At 35.8% G+C, this 19,663-nt stretch carries 17 protein-coding genes; 8 read left to right on the top strand and 9 right to left on the bottom strand.

All coding sequences use genetic code 11. The features are described from left to right. Nucleotides 1-129 precede the first annotated feature (129 nt). The 4 genes from ACT9TX_RS16035 to ACT9TX_RS16050 all read right to left on the bottom strand — a co-directional run bounded on the left by ACT9TX_RS16035 (nucleotide 130) and on the right by ACT9TX_RS16050 (nucleotide 3,604). A complete protein-coding gene (locus ACT9TX_RS16035; protein ID WP_481339798.1) occupies nucleotides 130-1,002 on the bottom strand; it encodes a hypothetical protein in 873 nt (290 codons plus the stop codon). Between the two features lie 439 nt (nucleotides 1,003-1,441). After that, complete coding sequence (locus ACT9TX_RS16040; RefSeq protein ID WP_481339799.1) at nucleotides 1,442-2,320, bottom strand: phosphatidate cytidylyltransferase; 879 nt, start codon at nucleotides 2,318-2,320, stop codon at nucleotides 1,442-1,444. A 47-nt stretch (nucleotides 2,321-2,367) separates the two neighbouring features. Then, nucleotides 2,368-2,574, bottom strand: a complete 207-nt coding sequence (locus ACT9TX_RS16045; protein ID WP_481339801.1) for a hypothetical protein — start codon at nucleotides 2,572-2,574, stop codon at nucleotides 2,368-2,370. Between the two features lie 4 nt (nucleotides 2,575-2,578). Continuing rightward, nucleotides 2,579-3,604 (bottom strand): CPBP family intramembrane glutamic endopeptidase, encoded by a 1,026-nt coding sequence (locus tag ACT9TX_RS16050; protein ID WP_481339803.1) that lies wholly within the window; start codon nucleotides 3,602-3,604, stop codon nucleotides 2,579-2,581. A 153-nt stretch (nucleotides 3,605-3,757) separates the two neighbouring features. Between ACT9TX_RS16050 and dusB the strand changes: the two genes are divergently transcribed. Both dusB and ACT9TX_RS16060 read left to right on the top strand, forming a co-directional pair. Further along, nucleotides 3,758-4,795: a tRNA dihydrouridine synthase DusB gene (dusB, locus tag ACT9TX_RS16055; protein ID WP_481339804.1), complete on the top strand. Its 1,038-nt coding sequence runs from the start codon at nucleotides 3,758-3,760 to the stop codon at nucleotides 4,793-4,795. Nucleotides 4,796-4,887: 92 nt separating this feature from the next. Then, nucleotides 4,888-6,315 carry an endonuclease gene (locus tag ACT9TX_RS16060; protein ID WP_481339805.1) on the top strand — a complete coding sequence of 476 codons (1,428 nt, stop codon included), beginning with the start codon at nucleotides 4,888-4,890 and terminating at the stop codon, nucleotides 6,313-6,315. A 75-nt stretch (nucleotides 6,316-6,390) separates the two neighbouring features. On the opposite strand, the gene ACT9TX_RS16065 is transcribed toward ACT9TX_RS16060, so the two are convergent. From ACT9TX_RS16065 to ACT9TX_RS16080, 4 genes are all read right to left on the bottom strand, one after another. Next, nucleotides 6,391-7,386 (bottom strand): YncE family protein, encoded by a 996-nt coding sequence (locus ACT9TX_RS16065; RefSeq protein WP_481339807.1) that lies wholly within the window; start codon nucleotides 7,384-7,386, stop codon nucleotides 6,391-6,393. Between the two features lie 101 nt (nucleotides 7,387-7,487). Beyond that, the gene (locus ACT9TX_RS16070; protein WP_481339809.1) at nucleotides 7,488-9,659 is read right to left on the bottom strand and encodes a TonB-dependent receptor; all 2,172 of its coding nucleotides are present in this window, start codon (nucleotides 9,657-9,659) and stop codon (nucleotides 7,488-7,490) included. 62 nt (nucleotides 9,660-9,721) lie between these two features. Beyond that, a complete protein-coding gene (locus tag ACT9TX_RS16075; protein WP_481339810.1) occupies nucleotides 9,722-10,978 on the bottom strand; it encodes a sensor histidine kinase in 1,257 nt (418 codons plus the stop codon). 13 nt (nucleotides 10,979-10,991) lie between these two features. Next, nucleotides 10,992-11,663 carry a response regulator transcription factor gene (locus ACT9TX_RS16080; protein ID WP_481339811.1) on the bottom strand — a complete coding sequence of 224 codons (672 nt, stop codon included), beginning with the start codon at nucleotides 11,661-11,663 and terminating at the stop codon, nucleotides 10,992-10,994. A gap of 172 nt (nucleotides 11,664-11,835) precedes the next feature. Here ACT9TX_RS16080 and ACT9TX_RS16085 point away from each other — a divergent pair, with 172 nt between their 5' ends. Both ACT9TX_RS16085 and ACT9TX_RS16090 read left to right on the top strand, forming a co-directional pair. Continuing rightward, entirely contained in the window at nucleotides 11,836-13,011 is a 1,176-nt protein-coding gene (locus ACT9TX_RS16085) for a pyridoxal phosphate-dependent aminotransferase (RefSeq protein ID WP_481339813.1), read from the top strand. A gap of 93 nt (nucleotides 13,012-13,104) precedes the next feature. Beyond that, entirely contained in the window at nucleotides 13,105-15,045 is a 1,941-nt protein-coding gene (locus ACT9TX_RS16090) for a DsbA family protein (RefSeq protein WP_481339814.1), read from the top strand. A 169-nt stretch (nucleotides 15,046-15,214) separates the two neighbouring features. On the opposite strand, the gene ACT9TX_RS16095 is transcribed toward ACT9TX_RS16090, so the two are convergent. Then, nucleotides 15,215-15,550: a LytR/AlgR family response regulator transcription factor gene (locus ACT9TX_RS16095; protein WP_481339815.1), complete on the bottom strand. Its 336-nt coding sequence runs from the start codon at nucleotides 15,548-15,550 to the stop codon at nucleotides 15,215-15,217. Nucleotides 15,551-15,665: 115 nt separating this feature from the next. On the opposite strand from ACT9TX_RS16095, the gene ACT9TX_RS16100 reads away from it, so the two are divergent. The 4 genes from ACT9TX_RS16100 to gldG all read left to right on the top strand — a co-directional run bounded on the left by ACT9TX_RS16100 (nucleotide 15,666) and on the right by gldG (nucleotide 19,657). Beyond that, nucleotides 15,666-16,517: a hypothetical protein gene (locus tag ACT9TX_RS16100; RefSeq protein WP_481339816.1), complete on the top strand. Its 852-nt coding sequence runs from the start codon at nucleotides 15,666-15,668 to the stop codon at nucleotides 16,515-16,517. A gap of 60 nt (nucleotides 16,518-16,577) precedes the next feature. Continuing rightward, a complete protein-coding gene (locus ACT9TX_RS16105; RefSeq protein WP_481339818.1) occupies nucleotides 16,578-16,814 on the top strand; it encodes a hypothetical protein in 237 nt (78 codons plus the stop codon). Nucleotides 16,815-17,201: 387 nt separating this feature from the next. Next, nucleotides 17,202-17,918 carry an ABC transporter permease gene (locus ACT9TX_RS16110; RefSeq protein ID WP_481339819.1) on the top strand — a complete coding sequence of 239 codons (717 nt, stop codon included), beginning with the start codon at nucleotides 17,202-17,204 and terminating at the stop codon, nucleotides 17,916-17,918. A 44-nt stretch (nucleotides 17,919-17,962) separates the two neighbouring features. Continuing rightward, nucleotides 17,963-19,657 (top strand): gliding motility-associated ABC transporter substrate-binding protein GldG, encoded by a 1,695-nt coding sequence (gene gldG, locus ACT9TX_RS16115; protein ID WP_481339821.1) that lies wholly within the window; start codon nucleotides 17,963-17,965, stop codon nucleotides 19,655-19,657. The last annotated feature ends 6 nt before the right edge of the window (nucleotides 19,658-19,663 follow it).

Below are 19,663 nucleotides of genomic sequence, written 5' to 3' on the forward strand. Positions count from 1 at the left end.
AATTCCATCTTAAAGCAACGGATAAATTTAATTTTATTGTATCAAAGAGCTAATTTATCTTTTGTACACCTGTGGTGAAGACAGGTACCATTGCTAAAGCTATTTTCAACGCTTACGCTTTCACCAATTTTACCACCACATCGTATTAGTACCTCTTGTTATTTTGGCGGTAATGGTTTGGCTGTTGTAGCCTGTGGCGGCTATGGTAAGCACTTGGTTGCCAGCACCTATTTTCTCAAAATGTGCCACGCCTGTAGCATCGGCAGGTTCGGTTTTTAAGGTGCTAGTAAGTGTGGCATGTGCAGTAGTAATAGGCGCTTGTGTGGCAGCATCTTCTATATGTATGCTTAGGCTATTGTGCCTTGTACCAGTAATAATCAGCTTGGCTGCAAGGTCCATAGCTTTGGCTAGCTCGCTTTTAGGAAAATACGAATGTGCCAACTCTATCAGATGGTCTATATACGTATCCATCTCATCTAGCAAAGGTGCTATTACATCTGTGCCAGCCGCTTTTTTGTGTTGGTTGGCAATTGCAGGTTGTTCTTTGGCTTCGCTAAAAGCTGTGATGGTGGCTTTTATTTCGGCAATATTGGCTGCGGTAATATTGGTAAGCGTAGCCATGTTATCTTCTAGTGCTTTTACCGTAGCGTTTGCCCTAGCCACACTTGTGTTAGCATCGGTTTGTACATAGTATTTTTCAGGATGGTCAAGCTGTGTAGCAAGGGCCGTATTGCCAGCCCGCTTGGCTTTTACCACCGCACGGCCTGTGTAAATAACAATTGTTTCTGCCATGGTGTTTCTTAAGCTAGCTTTTGTTTCGCTTTGGCCAGTAGTATCGGTGGCTTGTGTGGTTTGTGCTGCTTCTAGCTTGGTAATGCTGCTATTGAGGTCGCTAATTTCTAAGTCGGCCTCTTCAACGGTGGCTAGTTGCGTAGCGTAGGTTTGTGTGAGCTGCTGTACACGCTTACCAGCAGAAAATCGGGCTTCTTGATGGCTTGTCATAACTAATATTTTGTGTGGTTACTAATGGTAAAGTAGGCATTTACTTACATACTTTTTTACACTGCTATGAAAGTACAACACAGTTTTTACATTCCATTAATTATATGGCAATTTTTTTCTAAAAAAGATATAAATGATGCTTTTGGGTAGTGAGTTGCAGCTGTATATGGGCAAATCTGCGTGTGAGAAGGGCCTATTTGCATGTCAATAGTATGTATCTATGTGTCAACACCCTAAATCCTTGTGTAAGTATAACAAATCTGTATGTAAGAGCGGTTTATCCGTATGTCAATGCCTTATATCCATGTGTAAGTATGATGAATCTGCTTGTAGGCATCCATTATCTAAGTGTCAATACTTTCAAGCTGTGTGTAAGCGCCTTTAATCTATAGGTAAGCAGGTGTTACAAAACACGGCCTTAGACAAGGCTGCTTTTTTATTACGCTATTAGCAATTTTACAAACAACCACACAAAAGGCGTAGCAAGTAATAGTGAATCAAAACGATCTAAAAAACCACCATGACCAGGCATTATTTGACCACTATCTTTTACGCCAGCCATGCGTTTTAGTTTGCTTTCTAATAAATCGCCTAGTGTGCCAAGAATAGCTGCAATGGTAGCAATGCCAATGATTTCTATGTCAAAAGATTTGGTAATAAAAAAAGGAATAAATGCAGCTAGTGCAATACATAAAAAAGAGCCGCCAATTGTTCCTTCCCAAGTTTTTTTAGGTGAAATTTTAGAAAAAGGTGTTTTGCCAATAAACGAACCAACAAGGTATTGCATGGTATCATTTATCCAAATGCTAGCAATTAAACCAACTGGAACAGCCCAACCAAAATTTAAGAATAAACTTGTGCCTTTAAACAACGTACCATCGTTTCTTAAACTCATCATTAGCCCCCAACTTAAAGAGATATATACAAGCCCAAAAGCAGAATGTGCTAAGGCTTTTACATTCAAATTCTTTTTTAATAAAATTTCGTTTAGGCAAAATACAATGGTAAACAACATAATGCCATACCAGCCAATGGCGTGCACTGGTATACGACCTATTTTGTAAGCATCATTCGTCATGTAAAGCATAAAACTCCAGCCCAATAACATGATGGTATTTCTATGAAACGATGAGATTTCTTGATACTCAGGATCAATTAAACCAACAAGCTTTTGGTATTCTATCCAGCAACCAAAATGCACCACGGTAAACAAGGCCAAAAAACTCCAATGATTGTACAGCAAGCCAGCAAGCATTACTGCTACAAATATGAGGGCTGTAAGTGCTCGTGTTTTAAAGGTTTGAATATTGAAAGCCATAAAGGGATGTATGATGTATGATGTATGATTTGTGATGTATGATTGGGCTAATTCAAAAGCGCCTTATCTAGCAGACTTTTGGCAATATCTTTTAGTTCTATTGGTACAAGAATTTCTATATCGCCAAAGTTGAGGTAGCTGCTATCTTGCTTGTTTAATAGCTGCACAGGAATTTGATTTTCTGCCAACATACCTTGAATAATAGTTGCCTCGGCGAAACTGCGTGTTTTGTACAATAAATACCATTGCTGCATGTGGCTAGGCTATTTCTAATGGTGCTTGTGCTAATGTTTTGTTGCTTTCTTTTTTAAAGTAGTGTAACCATGCAATCATTGCTGCTGCACTTGCAATACCTAGCAAAGCTATTTGCCAGCCAGTTAGTTGCGTTTTATCTAAATCTTGTAATACTTTTTTATCAACCTTACCAGATAAAGACAAATAGTATATCTGCGATACAGCAATAGCATTATTTAAAAAATGAGCTAAAATATTGGTCCAAATATTTTTACTGTAGTAAAACAATAAGCCCAATACTGCACCCAACATGGCTCTTGGCAAAAAGCCAAAATAACTAAAGTGAATGGCACTGAAAAAGATACTTGTAATTGCTATCGCTATCCAAGGTGTTTTAATCCAATTGGAGAGCAATTGCTGCAAAGCGCCTCTAAAAAATAACTCTTCTAAAATAGCTGGTGCCAATGCAATGATGAATAAACCAATAATATAATCGGCTACCGATTTTATTTGCACCATCGATAGCATTTGGTCTATGTATTTATCTTCTAATCCTTGAAAATAGGTTCTTGCGCCTTTACTAATAGGTATTAATTGATTGATTTCACCTAAAGCGCCACTTAAAAACAAGCCTGTACAGGCTACCAATATTACAAGACCAAGCTGCTTTGGCGATACTTTTTTGTTAAAGCCTAAATAGTTAAAAGGCTTACCATTTACAATTAAAGCGAAGAAAAAAGCAGGTGTAAAAAACAAAAACAAAGTGCTTACTAGTTGTATAACCTTGTTTATGTTGGCATTTTCTGGCTTTAACATTTCTGCCTCGGTAAGTGAAAAAAGACTACCACCACCCTTCATTGCAAAGAAAATAATTATAGAAGCAATACCTGCAATAACTAAACCACCACCTGTAAGGCCAAGTAATATTGCAAGCTGGCTAAAGTAGCTCATTTGCTGTTTTGTAGGTGCTTGTTGCTTTGGTATATAATCTTGAAAAGTGGTAATAGGCGTTTGTTCCTCTTGTGGCAATTGTGCGTCATTTACGTCCATAAAAAATAAGCTTGTAAATTTGTAGTTTATAATCAAAGATACAAGTAGAAAAGTTACAAGTTTCAGGTTACAGGTTTCAAGCGGTTTACGCAAAAATCTCTACCAATTTAAATTATCTGTAACTAGCAACAAGTAACTTGTAACAAACAAATTATGGTATTAATAGACAAAATAGAATTACCAGATTTTCCATTATTGCTAGCGCCAATGGAAGATGTAAGCGACCCGCCATTTCGTGCTGTGTGTAAGGATAATGGTGCAGATTTGATGTACACTGAATTTATCAGCAGCGAAGGGCTCATTCGTGAAGCCATTAAAAGTCGCCAAAAGCTTGACATATTTGATTACGAAAGACCAGTTGGTATTCAAATATTTGGTGGTGATGAAGATAGTTTGGCGCTTGCGGCTAAAATTGTAGACGTTACCAATCCTGATTTGTTAGATATTAATTTTGGCTGCCCTGTAAAAAAAGTGGCTTGCCGTGGTGCTGGTGCTGGTGTGCTAAAAGATATTGATTTAATGGTGCGCTTAACAACGGCGGTAGTAAAGTCAACGTCTTTACCAGTAACTGTAAAAACACGTTTGGGCTGGGATGATGATAGTAAAAACATTGAAGAAGTAGCCGAACGATTGCAAGATTGCGGTATTAAAGCATTGGCAATTCATGGCCGTACACGTAGCCAAATGTATAAAGGTGAGGCAGATTGGACGCTGATTGGAAAAGTGAAAAACAATCCTCGTATCAACATCCCAATTTTTGGCAATGGCGATATTGATAGCCCACAAAAAGCGGTTGAATACAAGAACAGATATGGTGTAGATGGTATTATGATAGGTAGAGCAGCCATTGGCTATCCATGGATTTTTAGAGAGATAAAACACTATGTACAAACTGGCGAAATGATGGCTGGCCCTACATTAGAAGAGCGTGTAGCAGTTTGTAAAAAACATTTGATAAAAAGCGTAGAGTGGAAAGGCCCTAAAGTGGGCATTTTCGAAATGCGTAGACATTATGCCAATTATTTACGTGGCTTACCAAACATTAAAGACTTTAGGGCTAAGCTAGTAACGCTAATGTTAAAAGAAGAAGTGATAGAAGTTTTGGATGAAATCTTAACGCATTATCAAGGAATAGAAATAGCTCGTAGCCCTATAGAGCTAATTGATTATCACGAAAAATGCCCTTTGTAATATTAATTCTGCATTAAAGCTGGTGGTAATTGCATTTTTTGTAGCTAAAGTGGCTAATTTGTGTGATTACAGTCGTTTTTTAAAATTATTTCATGAAGCAAAATTTTTTACTTTTAATCTCATTTACAAGCTACACAGCAACATTTGCACAAATACCTGCTACGTATTATGATAACGCAAACAACAAAAATTGTGCAGGCTTAAAAACTGCGCTCAAAACCATTATTACTTCTGGTAATAATCCTCAAACATATACAGCATTGTGGACGCAATATCAATTAACCGATATAAAGCCCCGTACGGTTGGTACTGGTTCTACAAATGTGATTTATGATATTTATTCTGCAAAACCAGGTGGTACAGATCCTTATCAATTTACACCAGGCAGTAGTGCAGTAGTTACTGGTGGTCAGCAAGATGTAGGCAGTGGTGGTACAGCCGAAGGCCAATTTTACAATAGAGAACATAGTGTACCTAGAAGTTGGTTTAGCGGTAGCACTAGTGTACCCGGCCCAGCAACAGATTATATGATTTTGTATCCTACAGATAAATATACAAATGGTAAAAGAGGTGATTTACCTTATGGTGAAGTAGCCACAGCTACACAAACTTTTTTAAATGGCACTAGATATGGTTCTTCGGCTGTAGCTGGTTTTACTGGTTCTGTTTTTGAGCCTATCGATTCTTTTAAGGGTGATGTTGCTCGCTCTTTTTTCTACTTTATTACTCGCTATGAAGATAATATTCCTACGTGGTCAGCCAATGCAGTAGCTGCACAAACGTTTGATAATAGTACATTTCCTTCGGCAAAATTGGCGTACTTACAATTGATGCTTAAATGGAATAATCTTGACCCGGTAAGCGCTAAAGAAATAGCTAGAAATGAAGGTGCATATACGTTTCAAGGTAATAGAAATCCTTATATTGACCATCCTGAATATGTAGGAATGGTGTGGAATAATACTTGCCCCGGTTTAACGGCTTTGCCTGTAGATATTGTGTTTTTTACTGGTAAGTTACAAGCTGATAAAGTAGTGCTTAATTGGGAAGTTGAAAATGAAGTAAACTTTAAAGAGTATGTAGTAGAAAGAAGTGTAAACGGCACTCATTTTACAGCTATTGGCTCTGTAGTTGCAACAGGTAGTAAAGCTTATACTTATAGCGATGATGCCAATAGTAATAAAGGCAGCCGTGTATATTATCGCTTAAAGAAAGTAGATAAAGATGGTTCTTTTACTTACAGCGATGTATTTAGCTTGCACATACCATTAAACGTAAAATTCAGTGTGTATCCAAATCCTGCGAGTGATGTTATTCAGTTACAATTCAACTCAAATAATAACGCTACGGTACAAATTGTAATTACAGATTTAGTAGGTAAAACATTGATGAATAAAGCGTTTGCTACGAATAATGGCTTAGTAAAAATTAGCACTAATACACTAAACAATGGTACTTACTTGGTAAAAGCTATTGTAGCTGGTGAGCAATATTTACAAAAAATTGTGGTTGCTAAATAACTTGCGTTTAAACTGTTACGAAACAAAATAGGCTGCCATTTGGCAGCCTATTTTGTTTAATCAAGTGTGTCAACTCTATTTACTCACTACTAAAATTTGAAATGTACCTTGTATCATTTTAGGCCTTGCATTACCTACAGCAGGTTCTGTATCGGCAGCAGGTAAGTATAGTTTGTGTGTCGCTTCATCTATACAAATGGTTCTAGCACTCTTTTTTGTAGTAATGGTTTCAGTTACTGTAAACTTATCTTTTGTGTCTTCGTGAATAACTGTAATAGCACCATCGCTACCATTTGAGGTATAAATGTTTTTTAAAGCTGGGTCAAATGCGGCACCATCGCAGCCTTTGCCAATAGGTAATTGGGCTATTATTTTTCCTGAAGTTGCATCTACTGCTACTAGAAAATTATTATCGCCACAAGCGGCAAATAAACGATTGGTCTTAGTATCTATGGCCAGGCCTGTTGGCGCTTCGCCAGGTAGTAATGACCAATGCGCTTCTACCTTAAAAGTGTTAGCATTAATTACTACTATTTCATTTTTATCTTCAATATTTACAAATATTTTACCAGCATTATTGCTTACAGCTGTTTCTGGCTTGCCACCAACTGCAACGGTAGCCACAACTTTATTAGTGGTAGGGTCAATAAATGTTAGGTCTTTACTTCTGCCATTGCAAGTGATAAGTTTTTTAGAAAAATCATCATAAAAAATAGCATCAGGATTAGTGCCTGTAGCAATAGAATCCGATACAGCAAAGGTTTTTAGGTCAAACACAAATACATTATTTAGCCTGCCATTGCTAGTGTAGCCTTTGTTAAGCGCTGGTACAAAAGCAATACCGTGAACACCAGTTGTGCCAGGAATAAAACCTAACGAATCACCGGTAGTTTTATCTAAAATATTTACTTGATTGCCATGCGATGTAAATACACGGTTGCTATTTGGCTGTACAGCAATATAATCCCAGCCACCATTACTAGCTATTTTAAAACTGTTGGTTACTTTAAGCTGTGCATTGCTAGTAAAAGCAATGGTAGCAAGTATTGTAAGCGATAAGATGTGTTTCATTTGTAAGTAAAATTTAGTTGTTTCCATAAAGGTGTGCAGCTATTCTGATGAAATTTTGAAGCCATTATTTAAATATGAGAACTCACTTTCTAGAATAATTTTTAGTTTTTCTTAGCAAAATGCCATCTTACCGAAAGGTTGGCAACCCTGCCATCTATCGGTGCCCAAAGTGGCTTAAATGTTGGGTTTGTAATGCTACCAGTGTACAATGTTTCGTAATTACTTTGGCGATAATCCAACAGATTTTCGCAGTTTAAAACAATACTTAGTGTTTTGCCAAACTTGCGTTCTATTAGCGCAGCCATAAATAAATAACCTGGCGTTTTACTATCACCATCTCTAAATTGTGGCCCCGTGTAAGAACCCTCAACACCAATGCGCCAGCTATCGCCAAACTCTTTTAGTACCACAAATGCAAAGCGATTTTTAGGTGTTAATGGTACAAATTTATTTTGTGGCAAATAATTTCTATTGGCTATTGTAAATGTGTAACCAGCATACAATTCTAAGTCATCTAATTGTAGTTTTACATAAGTATCAAAACCTTGACTGGTAATATTATTGCCAGCATTTGCAAAAGATACGGTGTTGTTAGACTGAACAGTAGCGATTACAGGATTATTAATTTGCGTTAAAAAAAATGCTTGGTTAATGAAGATATTGCTATGCTCGTTAAAGTCATGCTTGTAGTTAAATTCAAAATTGTAACCAACAGATTTTTCAGCACTTAACCCGCTAGGTAAAGGTTGTATGTTTTCAATATTATAGTCTACATTTTGAGGTGTTAAAGCATTTGGTGTTTTATAGCCCAAGCCAATGCCTAAACGAGTAGCCCAATGCTCGTTAAAGCGATGAAATACTGCAATACGTGGTAACACAAAATCCCCATAAGTAAAATGATGGTCAGCACGCAAGCCTGCTTCAAGTGTGGTATGTTCAGTCATATTACCAGTGTATTGGGCAAATGCGCCAATGGTATTGTTCTCGAAATTATTGAGTAAAACAGGGTCAGAAGCTAGCTTTTTAAACTTATCGCCAGTAGCGTTAATACCCATTACCCAACTATTTTTATCTTTTGGAATAAACAGAGATAACTCAGAAAAATAATTGAGTTGATTGCCTTTAAAGCTATGTGTTGCAGTATTAATGGTACGTGTAAAAGAACTGATGCTGCCTTTTAGTTCTAGCTTTTTGCCATTGCCTAAAAACTGTTCTACTAGTATATCGCCAGTATTTCTGTTGCTAATATTCTTCTCGTAAAACTGATGAAGACTTGTTGTAAAGCCGTCAATCACTTGCATATCGCCACCATTTCTAGTTTCAAATGTACCTGTGTAGCCAAGTGCAATATTGGTTTTAGCAGAAGGATAAAAAAACAATTTTGGATGCACAATAATGGCATCAGTTTTAGCTACATCAGAGAAACCATCACCATTTACATCAACTGCTGCTTGCTTAGTAATGCCACCAAAAAAATTGTAGCCAACGCTTTTGTTACGCTTAGCAATGTAAGTGTTAAAATTGCTTTCCTTAAGCGATGTTTGGTTTAAAGTAATCACCCCTTCTTGGTAAAAATTGGGCTTTTTAGAAATTAAATTGATTAAACCACCAATAGCACCACCACCATATAAGGTAGATGCAGAGCCCTTTACAAGCTCTACTTGTTTTAAATCTAATGGCGGTATTTGTAAAATGCCAAAACCGCCACTAAAGCCATCAAACAAAGGCATGCCATCACGAAGTATCTGTGTATATCTACCATCAAGCCCTTGAATGCGCACATTAGCATTACCAGAAACTGCAGATGATTGTTGAATTTGAATACCGCTTACATCACCCAAAATACTTGCAATATTACCTGGCTTAATGGTGTTTTCTTCATCCATTTCTTCTTTGCCAAGCACCTCAACTTTTAGTGGTGAATTTTCTATGTTTTGATTACTTCTTGTAGACGATGCTACCGTTACTTCTTCTAGTACTTTTTCTATTGGGCTTAATAGTATTTCATATGTGGTGGTATCTGGCAATATTACTTCTAGCGTAGCAGACTGATAACCTACAAAAGAAAACACAAACTGATGTTTACCAGAAGATAGATTGTTGATAGTAGTTGCACCTGTTTTACTAATAATTTTATTTGTACCTTCTTCAACAGTAACGCCTTGCAAAACTTGCTGTGTTGCTTTGTCTTTTACAACGGCTTTAAAAATGTGTTGCGCCTTTGTGTTTGTTAGTACTAGTAGCAATAAACTAGCTATTAACCATTTCTTCATGTTTAAATCCATTTTATAATTAGCTTGTAAAAATGCTCACTAATTCTGTGTGCAAATTGAAGCTAAAAGCCAATGCTTAAATAATGCTGATTATTGTTAAAATGATACGTAAAAGTATAACCAGCCACACTGCAAATTTGTTTTACTATAGATAAGCCTAAGCCATTGCCATCGGGCTTTGTAGCAGGATGACGGTAGAAACGATTGCCAACTTTTACGGCATCTAAATCTGGTATGAGCGATGTATTTACAATAACTAATTGCCCGTTTTTTAAGCTGATAGTAATGCTACCATTTTGAATATTATACCGAATAGCATTGTTAATTAAGTTGCTGATAATTATATCTGCTAAATGGTGGTGAAATTGTGTAACAACAGGTTCAAGTGTCACTGTTAATTGTATATTTTGAGAAGCAATTAACTCATGCAGCTCCTCTAATTTTTGCTCAATTAATTCATTCCATGCAACGGTTTCGTTTAAGCTAAAACGTTCATTTTCTATTTTTGCAAGTAGCAATAATGATTGATTTAATCTTGATAATTTATTAACAGAATGCTCAATAATAGCAATGCTTTGATGATGGTTTTGTAGCATCATGTCATCTTGCATCAAAGTGTCGGTAGTATTGGCTATTACAGCTAATGGTGTTTGCATTTCATGCGCAGCATTGCTAGTAAATTCTTTTAAGCTTTCATATTCTGTAGCTACAGTTTTTGCCATTGTATTAAAGCTACTATTCAGCAAATCGAATTCTTCAATTGTAGTTACAGGTAGCTGTAATACTTGTTTTTTGGATAGTTGAAATGCACTGATATTGGCTATTGTATGGTAAAATGGCTGCCAGAGTTTTTTAAGAATAATTTTATTGATAGTAAAGTTGGCAACAATAATAATCCCAATCATAATGGTAGCTATTGCTATCATTAGTTTCAGTAATTCTTCTGCTTCCATCTGAGACTTTGTAACAATGGCTTTATAATTTTTGCCACATACATTTATGCCAAACGTAAGCGACCTTGATAGCTCAAATTCTTTTTCGTGAGCAATCCACACTTTTTTTGAAGCGTAAACAGATTGATTGATGCGTGTTGATGTTGGTTCAAAGCGAATTTGCTGTTCGTTAGTATTTACAATTTCAGGTAATTCATTGTGTTCTTTTGTGTACTGTATTATTTCAGTTCTTTCTGACCGTAAGCTTTTATCTAATTGCCTTATTAAAACATAGCTAAGCACAAAGTAAAACGCTAAGCAGCCAATTAAAAATATCAAGATTGACGATATCACATTAATGCGGTTGTACCTTGTAGATAGTTTCATACGTGATGCTTAGTTACGAAAATTTATAGCCCATGCCATACACACTTTGCAAGTAGTCGTCAGTGCCAGCTGCTAATAATTTTTTGCGTAAATTTTTTATGTGTGTGTAAATGAAATCGTGGTTGTCTGCCATATCCATATCGTCGCCCCAAAGATGCTCTGCTATTGCATTTTTCGATACTACTCTATTTTTATTAATTACAAAATAGAGCAGCAAATCATACTCTTTTTTTGTTAGTACAATTGAGTTATCTTTTACCAAAACAGTTTTGGCAAGCACATCTATTGTGATGTCTTTAAAGGCAAGTACATTATTACCTTGTAAATTTTTGCGCCTAATAATAGCAGCAATGCGTACGCTTAATTCGGGTAAATGAAATGGTTTTGTAAGATAATCATCTGCACCTGCTTCAATGCCTGTTATTTTATCATCAAGCTCATTTCGTGCTGAAACGATGATGACACCATCGGTTTTGCGATTATCTTTTAAATGGTGTAACAACTGCAGGCCATTACCATCGGGTAGGCCAATGTCTAGAACAATGCAATCGTAGTCGTAACTTTCAATTTTTTCTAGCGCATCGTAATAATTACTTACCGATTCGCATAAGTATTGCTGCTTGGTTAAAAAATCAACCATGCTTTTATTTAAAGAGATTTCGTCTTCAACAATTAAAATTTTCACAATTAAATTTTATCAAAGAACGTTAACAATTTTGGAGAAAAATAGAAGTATCTTCTTAGTGTTTAATTGCTCTGTAATATTTGAAGTTGGTTGTTTGTAGTAATTCGTTTAGGTTTTAATAGTTGTTTTATGCACTAAAATCCTCTTTAAATTGCGTTATCAAGATATATCCATGTTCTATCAATCCGCTATCAACTTTAATATCTTGCGAGAGCGAGCCTTTAATTTACGTTGGGCAAGCGTGCCTGATGATGTCATTCCATTAACCGCTGCTGACCCTGATTTTCCTTGTGCACCTGAAATAGCTGAAGCTATTGCCAAATATGCCTCAAGCAGATATTTTTCGTATGCACCTGCTGAAGGTTATTCCTTTTTTAAAGAAGCCATGGCCAATTGGCAAAACGAACACAGACAAGTGCCTGCACAAGCTGCTTATTTATATCCTGTAGATACGGCTGCATTTGGTATTTACAACGTCTGCAAAGCATTTTTATCAAGGGGTGACGAAGCCATCATTTTCGATCCTGTAGACTTTTTGTTTAAGTATTCCATAGAAACCTGTGGTGCCAAAGTAGTATCATTCAGCGTGCCATTAAATCCAGAAACGGCTTTTGATTACGATGCACTAGAGCAATTAATTACTCCACATACCAAAATGCTGTGTTTGTGTAATCCTTTAAACCCAACAGGTAAGGTATTTACAAAACAAGAACTAGAAATTATTGGTGCAATAGCTGTAAAGCACGGTTTAATTATTCTGTCTGATGAAATATGGAGCGACATTGTATTTACCCCACATCAATATACAAGCATCGCAGCGCTTGATGAAACTATAAGAAGGCAAACTATTATTGTTACAGGTTTTAGTAAATCATATGCTTTAGCAGGTTTGCGCATTGGTGCTGTTATCGCTTTTACTGAGCAGCATTACCAGTTATTAATACAAGCATCTAATCATCAATCTACTATTCATGGTAGTAATGTGTTTGGCCAAGTGGCAGCAGCTACAGCCTTAAACGATTGTGGTTATTGGCTTTTAGCCTTCATTGCTCATTTACAAAAGGTGCGTAACATTTGTGTAAATGGGTTAAACGCTATAGATGGTTTTAGTTGCTTTATGCCACAAGGTTGTTACCTAGCTTTTGCCAATATTCAGAAGACTGGCTTAAGTAGTAGCGCCATGCACGAACTATTATTAAACAAAGCAAAAGTAGCAGTGGTACCAGGCTTGCCTAAATGGTTTGGTGCTGGTGCAGAAGGGTATATAAGGCTAAGCTTTGCTACATCTGAAGAGATTGTAACCGAAGCAATTGAACGAATAAGTAACACAATATCCAAATCAGTATAAATAGACCACTAGATGTTATCAAGTAGTTTTTACTTATTGTAATAATTGATTGGGTCTACCAATGTAGCTTTTGAAAAACTAAAAAATTGACACATGAAAATTGTAGTTATTGGTGGCGGTATCGCTGGCATGTCTATGGGTATTCAGTTGTATAACCATGGTGTTAATGTAGTAGTGTGCGAACGGGATGAACAAATACCTGCAAGAGGCAACGCCTTTTTAATGCATGCAGAAGGCTTATCAGTATTGGAAACATTGACAAACGGCAACAAAGTAGCTGATTTGCCAGGTAGATTGATAGATACGTTTAACTTAAAAAGACCTGATGGTACTGAGGTAAAATATTTAAAACTTGAACCTTGGCAATGCATTAAACGCTGCGACATTATTGATTTTTTATACAAGCTTTTTCCTAAAGAAAAGATTAGAACTGGTAGAATTTTTTCTCATTTTAGATACGATAATAATAAAGCAGTTGCAGCCGTATTTGTAAACGGTGAAGAAGAAACAGGTGATATTTTTATTGGTGCAGATGGTGCTTATTCGGCTGTAAGGCAACATCTTTTTGGTAAAACAAATTTCACGCCTGTAGTGGTTAAAGAAATTGTAGGTGTATTACAACATCCTGAATTGGTACAAACACTTGGAAATACATTTAACAAATATCTAAGCAAAGAAAAAGGCTTGTCTTTTGGCTTTATTCCTACATCTACAGAAGAGCTAGTATGGTTTATACAATTTGATGTAACATTACTACCAATGACTTGTACTAGTAACGAAGCAATGCGTGCTTTTTGCCTAGAACTATTGAAAGATTTTCCAGATGTGGTACATGAAATTATTCGGTGTAACGACTTTGCTACAAGTTATATTTGGAACGCTACCGACTTTGATTTGCTACCAAGTTTTCATAAAGAAAATGTAGTGCTGATAGGCGATGCAGCACATTTAGCAGTACCATTTACAAGCGCTGGCACTACCAATGCATTGATAGATGCAAAAGTGCTTACGACTTGGTTAATGCATACCGATGATTATCAAACTGCTTTTACTGCTTACTACCAAGAACGTGCAATTTTGGTAAAAGAACATACACAACTAGGTAGAGATATTAAAGAAAAATTTTTAAACCCAACACCTGAACAAGAGGATGATATTAAGGTGCCATTAATTATTAATCCTACAACAGTAAAAGCAACAGCACCAAAGCAGATGCGTGTACATTTATTGTATTTCACAGATCCTGTTTGTTCTACCTGTTGGATTATTCAACCACAGTTGCGAAAGTTAAAAATTGAGTATGGTGCTTACTTAGAAATAGAATACTGCATGGGTGGTTTATTACCGTCTTGGGATAATTACAGTCGCGGTGGCATTAGCAAACCTAGTGATGCTGCTGACTACTGGCAGAGAGCTGCTGAAAAATATGACATGCCTATTTACCCTGATGTTTGGATAGAAGATCCATTGCCATCATCTTATCCACCATCTATTGCGTTTAAAGCTGCGCAAATGCAAGACACCGATAAGGCCATTATTTTTTTAAGGCGCATGAACGAAATGCTGTTTTTTGAAAATCAAAATATTGTAGAGAAGAAGCTACTAAGGCAAGCTGCTTATGATGCAGGTTTAGATGCAGCAAGATTATTAAGAGATATTGAAGGCAATGCACAGCTTTTGTTTGAGGCCGATTTAAAATTAGTAAAAGAGTTAGAAATAAATGTGCTACCCACATTTATTTTCACAGATAAATACAATCACTCTAAAGTATTAAAAGGCTATCAAGAGTACGAGCAATTTGAACAAGTATTGCTTGAATTTATTCCTAATGCTGTGAAGAAATCATCTAACGGAAATATCATCGATTTATTTACAAAGTACCCAACACTAACTACGAAAGAAGTATCCTTTTTGGGTAATTTAGATATGCAACAAGCCGATGTAAACTTGCACCACTTATTTGCAAAAGGCTTACTGGTAAAGCATTCTATTAATAAAGGCGATGTAATATGGCGGCTAAACGCGGCTAGCTAACTTAGAGCCTGTTTAAAATCATTTCAATGGTTAATACATGTTGCTTTTAGGCTGCAACTTCGTTAAATTTTTCGCCTTAGGCGTTTAACTATGGCTGCAAAATTCGCCTCGTTTCGCTCAAAAATCACCTATGCATTATTCCATCAAATAATCTTAAACAGGCTCTTAACTAAGAATGCTTCTGAATCACTTCATCTAAGGCGGCACGAAACGAATTGCCAATAGGTATATGATTGCCATTAATATTAATCTCGTTACGGCTAATATAATCTACCTGACTCATGGCTACTATGTAAGAACGATGCACCCTTACAAAGTCATCTGCTGGTAGCTTGCTTTCAAATTCCTTAAGGTTTTGAAGCGTAGTTAAAGGTGATGCTTTGCCTTTTAAATAAATTTGTGTGTAGTCTTTTAAGCCAGATAGATACAAAATATCGCTGAGGTTAATCTTAATTAACTTGTAGTCTGATTTTATAAATAAATAGGTGATTTTATCAGCATTCATACATAGTAAACTTGCGGTGTGTAAACATAAACTAAAACACAAGCATCACAAAAAACTAGATATTTGATTGGTAAAGCTTTTCATTTTTTTAACAGGTTACTAATTTTTTCAGCTGATGAATAAATGGATTATTATTTTTTATGGATGTTGTTTATTTAGCTGCGCTACTAAACAGTCTAAGCCTTTTGTAACAAGAGATTATGTAACTGTAGGTAAAATGATGGATAGCATACAGCCGCCTTATGTTATTGATATTGCCAATAATGGCAAGCATTTGGTGTTTATTGGTTGCGACCATAATAACGATAGCAACCATGCACAGTATAGTGTTATTGAGCGCTACGCAAATAGTTTGCAACCGCAAATAAGCTTTAATGAAGGCGGTCAAATACCTGATTCTATACACTATGCATCTAAAAATGAGGCAGCATTTAAAGACGGTGAAACTGGCGTTTTAAAATATTATTCTGATAAGCTTGGTATAAAAATGCTGAATGGTGATTTGCCTTTTAAAGTAGAGTTGCCATTGGTGTTACAAAAGCAAACTTTAGAAGATTTGTATGTGTATTATGTAATTGAACGCTTCGCTGTGCCTTACCATTATGGTGCTTATGGTAAGCAAAGTTTTGATAGGGTTTTTGTGCAAGACGCGTTACCTTATTTACTTAAAAATGGCTTGCCACTTTTACGCAAACAACAGAGTTTTACGTACTTTAAGCAGTTATATAAACAAACAACCAAACAAGACTTTGACATCAATAATCTCGATTTAGAAGCATTTGACTATGTAAATGATCATTGCCATTTCTGTGCAGTTGGTCGTACTTCTAAAATGACAAGAGATAGTGCATTGCTATCAAAAATTGAAACTGCATTTAAAACGAACGATATAGTTTTAGTAACATTTGGTCATTGTCATGCATTGGCTTTAGAACCTGCTTTGCGACAGTTAATGAGCCAACAATAATTGCTTGTACAGTTAAATAAATTTATTAGCTTCACATTCGAACAAGAATAATCAACTTTTATGCAAGTTCAGAGCATTAAATATACGCTTCTAGATAAAATAGTTTCTATTGATGACGAAGCTCTTCTAAACAGAATTAATGACTTGGTTAAATCTGTAGATATTAATACAACTATTTTTAAAGTAACTGACAAGCAAAAAGCAATGTTGCTTCAAAGTGAAAATGATATTATCGAAGGAAAATTACTTTCAAATGATGCTATAAATATTCAAGAAGACGAATGGCTAAAAGTGTAGTTTGGACAGAAACAGCGCAAAAGTCAAGACAAGAGATACTTGAATATTGGTATTGGCATAATAAGTCCAAAGAGTATCCAAGAAAACTATCGAAGCTCTTTCGTAAAAAATTGAGTTACTACAAGAACAATATTACCTTGGTAAACCAACTGATTTTAAAGATGTTAGAGTTACTCTAGTAAGTCATTTTTCTATCTTTTTTAAAGTTACCGATACACAAATCATTATTGTTGGCTTATGGGATAATCGTAGAAATCCAGACGATTTACATAAAAACTTGTCTATTTAACTACTGCAATTGGTAAAACAGAAAACACAAAATGTTTCCTAAATTATAAAATACTGTGCCACACAATGCCCAACTAGGTTATTTTTGAACCCATGTGGATGATTTGCAAAAAAGAATGGCAACAGTTTTTTGGTAGCCTCACAGGCTATTTGGCAATTATTGTGTTTTTATTGCTCAATGGCTTGCTGTTGTTCGTTTTTCCTGATTATAATTTACTCGACTTTGGCTATGCTTCTTTAGGAAGCTTCTTCAATTTGGCTCCATTTATCTTACTGTTTTTAGTACCTACAGTTACCATGCGTAGCTTAGCGGATGAATATAAATCTGGCACGTTTGAAATTTTAAAAACCTTGCCATTAAAGCCTTTTGATATTGTTGCTGGTAAGTTTTTTGGCGCTTTATTAATAGTAGCGGCCGCCTTAGTACCTACCATTATTTATGCAGTAAACTTACAGCAATTAAGCAGTGTAGGTGGTATAGATATAGGTGCAACTATTGGTAGTTATATCGGTTTAATATTACTCGGTGCAGTGTACACAGCTGTGGGCATTTGCGCAAGCAGTTTTACTAACAATACGGTGGTAGCTTTTATTGCAGGTGCCTTTTTTTGCTTTATACTGTACAGTGGCTTCGATGCTATTAGTAAGTTGCCTTTGTTTAAAACGGATTTAGATTATTACATAGAAATGTTGGGTATTAATTTTCATTACCGTAGCATTAGTAGAGGTGTGGTTGAACTGAGAGATATGATTTATTTCTTAGGACTAATTGGCTTATTACTGCTTATTACCAAACGCAATTTGGTTAAGCGTTAAGTTTCTTTTTTAGAACAATCGAACCAACTTTCAGAATAATTAACATGAAGAAATTAGTGACAAGTAAATACAGTTGGATAGTGTTAACAACAGCTTTTATAGCAATTGTTTATGCATCGCTGTTTGTTTCTTATAGAATAGATTTAACGGCTGAGAAACGATTCAGTCTTACAAAAAGCACTGAAAAATTGGTTACAAAATTAGATAACCAAGTGACTATTGATGTGTACTTAACAGGCAATTTAACTGCTGGTTTAAAAAAGGTTGCAAATAGTGTTGATGAGACTTTGCAACAATACAGAAGCTTTGCCAATGGTAATATTGCTATACATTATATAGATCCATTTGCTATTGACGATGATTCTTTAAAAGCACATTTGTTAGACTCGTTGAAACGCTATGGATTAACCCCTTTTACACAAGTAGCGCAAGAGAAAAAAGGTGCCGAGCAAAGCCAACGTTTTGTAATTCCTGGCGCATTGGTTACATCGGTAAATGGTACGTATCCTATCAACTTTTTAAAAGGTGCTGGCAATAGCGGTGATGAAGGTTATTACAACAATATTGAATCGCTACTTGAGTATAAATTTTCTAGCGCTATTGAAAAAGTAACAAGACAAAGTATTCCTCATGTTGCCTATGCTTTAGGTAATGGTGAATCACTTGGCTACGAGGCATCTGAAGCTATTTTTACACTAGCAAGTGAATATAAATTAGACTCATTTAATCTTAAAACAAACACTTTTGTTCCTAAAGATATTGAGTGCTTAGTGTTATTGCAGCCTACAAGCGTTTTCACTGAGGCTGATAAATTCAAAATTGACCAATACTTACTACATGGCGGCACTATTTTATTAGCCACCGATGTATTAACCGCGTCACTAGATAGTTTAAACATTAAGCCACAAACCATTGCCTTTGATAAGGGCTTGGATATTTACGATTTATTGTTTAAATATGGTGTACGTATTAATCCCGATTTGGTGCAAGATTATCAAGCTACAGATATAAGTTTGGTGGTTGGTTCTGCTGGTGGTAAGCCGCAAAATCAACTATTAAAATGGCCTTATTATCCATTGGTATCTGGCAATAACACACATCCTGTATCTAAAAATTTAGACCCTGTTTTTGGTAAATATGTTAACTCAATTGACACAGTAAAAGCTGAAGGTATTGCCAAAACTATTTTGCTTGCTACTTCTCAGAATGGCAAAAAAATAGGTACGCCAGCTATGATAAGTTTTGAAAGCTTAAAATACGCTGATGATGTAAAAGAATTTACCGAACCCAATATTCCAGTGGCAGTATTGCTAGAAGGTAAATTCAAGTCTTTGTTTGCAAATAGATTATCTGCAGCAAAACTAGACTCACTGCAAAAAGCGAATAATCCTTTTTTGCCGATAGGCGACGAAGAAGGAAAACTAATAGTAGTAAGCGATGGTGATATGTTTTTAAACGAATTAACACAAAAAGGTCCTTTACCAATTGGCTTTAATAAATACACAAACTACACCTTTGCTAATAAAGATTTTTTGCTCAACTGCATGGATTTCTTAGTAGGTAAAAATGGCATTTTTGAAAGTAGAAATAAAGACTTTACGCTGCGCTTATTAAACAAAGAAAAAGTAGAGGCCGATTATACCAAATGGCAACTGATAAACATTGCAGGGCCAATAATTTTGGTGATAATCATTGGCTTGGTATTGCAATGGGTAAGAAAGCGTAAATATGCAGCTTAATTAGGT

Source organism: Parasediminibacterium sp. HNIBRBA5674, assembly GCF_056745525.1.